Annotated in this window: 4 protein-coding genes; 3 read left to right on the top strand and 1 reads right to left on the bottom strand. The window is 66.8% G+C overall.

Going from position 1 to position 5,992, the window contains the following annotated elements; all coding sequences use genetic code 11:
- On the bottom strand, positions 1-547 hold a 547-nt coding region (locus RMO57_RS16780; RefSeq protein ID WP_310388546.1), incomplete at its 3' end, for a 3',5'-cyclic-nucleotide phosphodiesterase.
- Positions 548-779: 232 nt separating this feature from the next.
- On the opposite strand from RMO57_RS16780, the gene RMO57_RS16775 reads away from it, so the two are divergent.
- Genes RMO57_RS16775 through RMO57_RS16765 form a run of 3 tightly spaced genes read left to right on the top strand, consistent with a single transcriptional unit; the run spans position 780 to position 5,843 of the window.
- Positions 780-5,087 carry a DEAD/DEAH box helicase gene (locus RMO57_RS16775; RefSeq protein WP_310388544.1) on the top strand — a complete coding sequence of 1,436 codons (4,308 nt, stop codon included), beginning with the start codon at positions 780-782 and terminating at the stop codon, positions 5,085-5,087.
- A 59-nt stretch (positions 5,088-5,146) separates the two neighbouring features.
- Complete coding sequence (locus tag RMO57_RS16770) at positions 5,147-5,476, top strand: type II toxin-antitoxin system Phd/YefM family antitoxin (protein ID WP_310388542.1); 330 nt, start codon at positions 5,147-5,149, stop codon at positions 5,474-5,476.
- Complete coding sequence (locus tag RMO57_RS16765) at positions 5,469-5,843, top strand: type II toxin-antitoxin system RelE/ParE family toxin (protein WP_310388540.1); 375 nt, start codon at positions 5,469-5,471, stop codon at positions 5,841-5,843. Before RMO57_RS16770 ends, RMO57_RS16765 begins: the two co-directional genes overlap by 8 nt.
- Positions 5,844-5,992: the final 149 nt, after the last annotated feature.

Here is a 5,992-nt window from a genome sequence, read left to right as displayed (position 1 = left end):
TCATGCCGGCCAGCCGCTGCCACAGCAGTGGGTTGGGGCCGGTGTCGCCGGTGAAGACCCAGTTGCCCACAGCCCCACTGACCGCGAAACCCACCGCCGGCACCGTGTGGGCGGCGGTGATGACTTCAATTTCGCGCGCATTGCCGTCAGCCCCCACCAGCCGCAGCCGCTGCCCCAGCTCGAACGGGTGCAGGCTGAGCACCGGCCGCTCGGGGCTGGGCAAACGGGTGAAGTCGGGCCAGATCACGCCGTTGAAGATGTGCTGGCGCAGCGCTTGCAGCGTCGCGGGCAGCGCATGGATCTGAATCGCCGGCCGGCCGGCCGCTTCGCGCAGGCGCAAGACCGCATCGGCCAGCAGCGGAATCGACAAGATGTGATCCAGATGCGAGTGGCTGATGAGAACGTGGTTGATGCGCGCCAGCGCCTCCAAGGGCAGATCGCCAACGCCGGTGCCGGCGTCGATCAAGATGTCGTCGTCAAGCAAGAAGGCGGTGGTCTTGTAGCCGGCGGCAATCGCGCCGGAACAGCCAAGTACGCGTATTTTCATGGGCTGGATCGAAAATTGATTTGCGCTGCGGGGAAGATAAAAAACGGGCGGCAGCGCCAAGCTGCAATGTACGGCGCTGAGCCGCCAGCGCAAGTGAGCATTGCCGGCTTTGGGCGGACTTTTGATGCGCCGCCTCGACGAACGCAGGGCTGTGTGATTTGCTTCACAGGGCAAACAACGCCGCCCAGCCAGCACCTGTAGGCATACTGCGCGCTTCAACCTCCTGCGCACCATGACCACCAAGAAAACCCCGCCCTCCGATCTTGCCGGCCTGTCAATCCAGAACCGCGAGGCCTTGCTGGCCAAGGCACGCCAAGTCAAGGCCGAACTCGCCAGCGCAAAGTCCAGGCCGGGGCAGGCGCCGCCACTGCATGCCGACGACGAGCAGCGGGTGTTCGACGCACTGCTGCTGAGCGGCGGCACACGCGGCGCGCCGGGCGTGCAGCATTGGCTGCAGGCCAGCGGCGCGGTCGACCGGGCGCGCGGCCTGCCGTTTGAGTTGACCCAAACAGCACTGTGCCTGCAGTCGCTGCAGCGCCGCGGTCTGGCCGAGGCGCTGCCGGGGCGCGGGCTGGTGGTTGACCCGCTTGAGCACAGCGAGCGCCTGCAAAGCCTGTTGCTCGACAAACAAGCGCCGCAGTACTGGCGTTGGCTGGCCTGGGTGTTTGGCGGTGGTTTTGGCGATGTGCAGCGCGAAATCGCCTGGGTCAGCTTTCGCAGCCGCGCCGAGATGCAAGCGCTCTTGCGTCTGTACATCTACTCCGGCGTCGGCCGGGCGGACTTCGAGAAAAGCCTCAGGGGCCCGCTGATGGCCATGCAGGACGACCCGACGCTGGTGCTGGACGCACTCACCCAGCCCTGGATGCCGCAGGCCTTGGGCGCCATCGAGGCAGATTTGCGCGCCAGTCTATTGGGCCAGGCGATGGGCTTGCTGACGCCGGCCGACCCGCGTGCCAAGCTGATGGCGCAATGGTTGGAGGGCCGCTTCAAGGCCGAGCCAATGTCGGTGGCGCCGGCGCTGCGGGCGCAACTGGCCGAGGCGCGTGTGCAGGCGCTGGACTTCGCCGGCACGCGTGAGTTGCTGAGCGGCTTGAAAGGCCCCAGCATGCCGATGTTTGAGGGTGCCGAACTGGCCGCGCGCGGCGAGTGGGCGCCAGCTGCCGCCGCCTTCGAGGCTGCCATCAAGGAGATCCGCAAGTCCACCGGCGCGCGCCGCGACGCGCTCGACCCCGCTATGGCGCGCATCTATGTGATGTGTTTGCTGGCGCAGGATGACCCCAAGGCCTGGACCGCGGCGCGCAAGTTCTGCATCGGCGAATCGGGCTCGCGCAGCCCCTCTCCCTATGAGGGCTGGGGGCGCTGGGCGCATGTGATCGGCAGCCGCCTGGGCGAAGGCAGCCTGGATGACAACAGCCTGAGCTATTTGACGGCGATGGAGTCGCGCGAGCACACCCTGGGGCCGGCCGCTGAGCGTCTGCTGTTGGCCGCCTGGGTCGGCAGCGCGGCCGAGGGCTGGCTGGCGCCGGCGGTGCAGGCGATGTTGCAGCGCCTGCAAGGCAGTGGTCAGCTCTGGCTGGCGGCCTGGGTGGCGGCGGCCGCCGAGCGCTTGGAGCTTGGACCACTGACGCTCAATTTGCAGGGGCAAAAAGCGCCCGCCAGCTTTTTGAGCGCGCCACGCGAGGCCTGGCGCGACGCGCTCGCCGCCATCACCTCGCTGGGCGAGGAAAAAGCCGCGGTCAAGCCGGCCGGCAGCAGCACCGAGCTGGCCTGGCAGCTGACGCTTGACGCGCAGGGCCGGGTGCAAGACGTGGAGCCGCTGGAGCGCAGCGTTAGCGCGCGCGGCATCGCCAAGCTCAAGCCCATCACCCTGACCAAGCTGAAGAAGACCGGCGCCGCCGATGCGCGCGACAACGCCGTGCTGCGCCATATCGAGCGCAGCCCCTATGGCGGGGTCAACAGTTATCAGATCGACGGCCCGCAGGCGGCGGTGGCCTTGATTGGCCACCCGGCGCTGATGTTCGCCGACGCACCCGGCCAATGGGTCGAGCTGGTCGAGGCGCAGCCGGAGCTGGAGGTGCTGAAGCGCCCGCGCAAGGACGAACAGGGCCAAGAGACGGGCGAGCAGCAATTCGAATTCCGCATCCACCCGGCGCTGGTCGGCATCGAGCCGCCGCGCTTGTTTGGTTATTTCGGCAGCAATCATGAGGCGGAAGCCGCGCGGCGCGACTCGCTGCGCATCCTGCGTGACGGCCCGCAACGCGCCCGCCTGATCCGCGTCAGCAGCGCGCAGAAGCGTGTGGCCGAGCTGGTGGCGCAGGGCTGGGCGGTGCCGGTCAGTGCAACCGCCGAGTTAGGTGCGGCGCTGCAGGTGCTGAGCGGCCTGTTCCAACTGCACAGCGATGCCGAGGCCGGCCAGATGGTGGCCGGCGACAGCCGCCTGCACGCCCGCCTGTTCCCGCTCGGCGACGGCCTGCAGCTGCAATTGGTGGCCCAGCCCTTCGGCAGCTTCGGCCCCGCCGTCACGCCGGGCCAGGGCCGCCCGCGCCTGATGTGCATGCACGAGGGCGTCAGCCTGGCGACCGAGCGCGACTTGGCGGCCGAACATGCGTTCAGGTTGACGGTGCTCGACGCCTTGCCCTTTCTCGACCCCGAGTTGGGCGCGGAATCGCCCTGGATGCTGGCCGATGCGGAGGAAGCGCTGCGCGCGGTTGAGGTCTTGCCGGGCCTGCCCGGCATCGCCGCACTCGACTGGCCCAAGGGCAAACCGCTGCGCGTGACGCCGGTGGCCAGCCAGAGCCTGACGGTGCAGGTCAGCAGCGGCCGCGACTGGCTGGCGCTGAATGGCGAGGCGGCTTTGGACGAGGGACGTGTGATCGGTCTGCAAGAGTTGCTGACGCTGGCGCGCGCCTCGCGCAGCCGCTTTGTGCGCCTGGGCGAGGGCGAGTACCTGGCGCTGAGCGAACAGTTGCGCCAGCAACTGCGCGACCTCGACGCGCTCGGCCAGCTCAAGAAAGATCAATTGCAACTGCCACATGCGGTGGCGTCCTGGTTGGACGAGACCTTGGTCGATATGGCGGTTGATGGCGACAAGTCCTGGCATGTGCGCATGGACGCCTTGGCCGGCGCGGCCGCGCTGCAGCCGACGTTGCCGGCCGGGCTGCGGGCCGAGCTGCGTGGCTACCAGATGGACGGTTATGTCTGGATGACGCGCTTGGCGCAGGCCGGCCTCGGCGCTTGCCTGGCCGACGATATGGGCTTGGGCAAGACGGTGCAGACGCTGGCGCTGCTGATAGACCGCGCCGAGCTGGGCCCTGCGCTGGTGCTGGCGCCGACCTCGGTCTGCGGCAACTGGTTGGAGGAAACGGCGACTTTTGCGCCGGGCCTGCGTGCCACCATCTACGGTGAAGATGCCGACCGCGCCGGCCTGATCGCAGCGGCCGGCCCCGGTGACGTGCTGGTAGTCAGTTATGCCTTGGCACAGATCGACGCCGAACTGTTCGCCGACAAGCAATGGGCCACGCTGGTGATGGACGAAGCGCAGGCCTTGAAGAACGCTGCCACCAAGCGGGCGAAATCGGTGGCCGAGTTCAAGGCCGATTTCCGCTTGGCGCTGTCGGGCACGCCGGTGGAAAACCGGCTGGCCGATTTGTGGTCCATCATGAATCTGATCAACCCCGGTTTGCTGGGCAGCGCGGCGCAGTTCGCCGAGCGCTTCGCCACACCGATCGAGAAGCATCAGGACGCGCCGGCCCGCCAGCGCCTGCGCCGGCTGGTCTCGCCGTTCTTGCTGCGCCGGACCAAGTCGCAAGTGCTGCAAGACCTGCCGGCGCGCACCGAGATCGTCCATCTGGTGCAGCCCAGCAGCGAGGAAAAGAGCTTTCTCGAAGCGCTGCGCCGTTCGGCCCAGGATGCGGTGGCCAACGCCGCCAAAAACGGCCAGGCTGCGCCGATGCAAGTCTTGGCCGAGCTGATGCGGCTGCGCCGCGCCGCTTGCGACCCGCGCCTGGTGGCACCCGAGCTGGGGCTGGTAGGTTCGAAGTTAGGTGAGTTCGAACGCATCGTGCGCGAGCTGGTCGACGGTTCGCACAAGGCCTTGGTGTTCAGCCAGTTCACCGACTTTCTGAAGATCCTGGCCGAGCGCCTCGACAGCATGGGCGTCAAGTACCAGTACCTGGACGGCAGCACGCCCGCCCAAGAGCGCACCAAACGCGTGGCCGCCTTCCAGCGCGGTGAGGGCGAGGTGTTTCTGATCAGCCTGAAGGCCGGTGGTTTTGGCCTCAACCTGACCATGGCCGACTATGTGTTGATCGTCGACCCCTGGTGGAACCCGGCCGCCGAAGACCAGGCGACAGGACGCGCGCACCGGATGGGCCAGAAGCGCCCGGTGACGGTCTACCGACTGGTGACGGCCGGCTCGGTCGAGGAGCGCATCATCGACCTGCACCGCGACAAACGCGGCCTGGCCGACGGCATTCTGGAGGGGCAGGAAGAGGCGACGGTGCTGGATGCGCAGGCGCTGGCCGCGTTGTTGCGGGGGTGAGCAGGCAGCTCGTTTCCGTTAAACTGCACAGAGTTCTGTCATTTCGCCAGGAGCCGACCATGAGTTTTTCTGCCAGCGATGTGGTGCCTCTAACCCAGGCACGCGCCAATCTTTCCGAATTGGCCGACCAAGTGAAGGCCGGCGCCGAGAAAATCATCACCAAAAACGGCGAAAGCTATGTCGCTTTGATCGATGCAGGCCGGCTCGACTACTACCACCGGCTTGAGCGCGAGCGCATTCATTTGCTGCTGATCGACGACGCCCGGCGCGGGCTGGAGGACATCAAAGCCGGCCGTACCCAAGACGCCAATGCCGCGATTGCCCGTCTGCAAGAACGCCGCGCGGCCAGTGCGGCCCCGGCCACCGCTGTGACCCAAAAGCGTGGCTGACGAAACCGACCGGATCGAGCTGACTGCCAGCTTCTTGGCAAGGCTCGCATCTATTGAAGTTTTTCTGACGCAAGCCGATGCCGCATTCGCCTATGACGACTTGCTGGCAGGGCTGCGCTCTATCGTCATCCCCAACCTGGCGCGCTTTCCTCGTATCGGCAAGCGCTACCTGGAGCACCCCCCGCAGTCAACCGAGGCGCTGGCCCAGTTCGCTCAGCTGCCTGCCGGCACAGCGGATAGCTTGCGTGTCTATCTGCATGGCGACTACCTGATTCTGTATTCGGTAGCCGAGCCCATGGTCCACCTGCTGTCCATACGGCACCACAAGCAACTGTCATTTGACTTTGCACGCTTGTGGCCCGCATGAAGAACGAAGCCCACGCCCGCGTCAAGATCGACGCTCTGCTGGCCGCCCAAGGCTGGAACCCCCAAGACAGCACGGCAGTTCGCTATGAAGTGATGCTGGCTGATGGCACCCGAGCCGACTACGTGTTGTGCGACCGTCATGGGCGTTCC

This window comes from Roseateles sp. (assembly GCF_031397715.1).
GTDB lineage: Bacteria > Pseudomonadota > Gammaproteobacteria > Burkholderiales > Burkholderiaceae_C > Paucibacter_A.
This window is presented reverse-complemented; position numbering and strand designations above follow the sequence as displayed.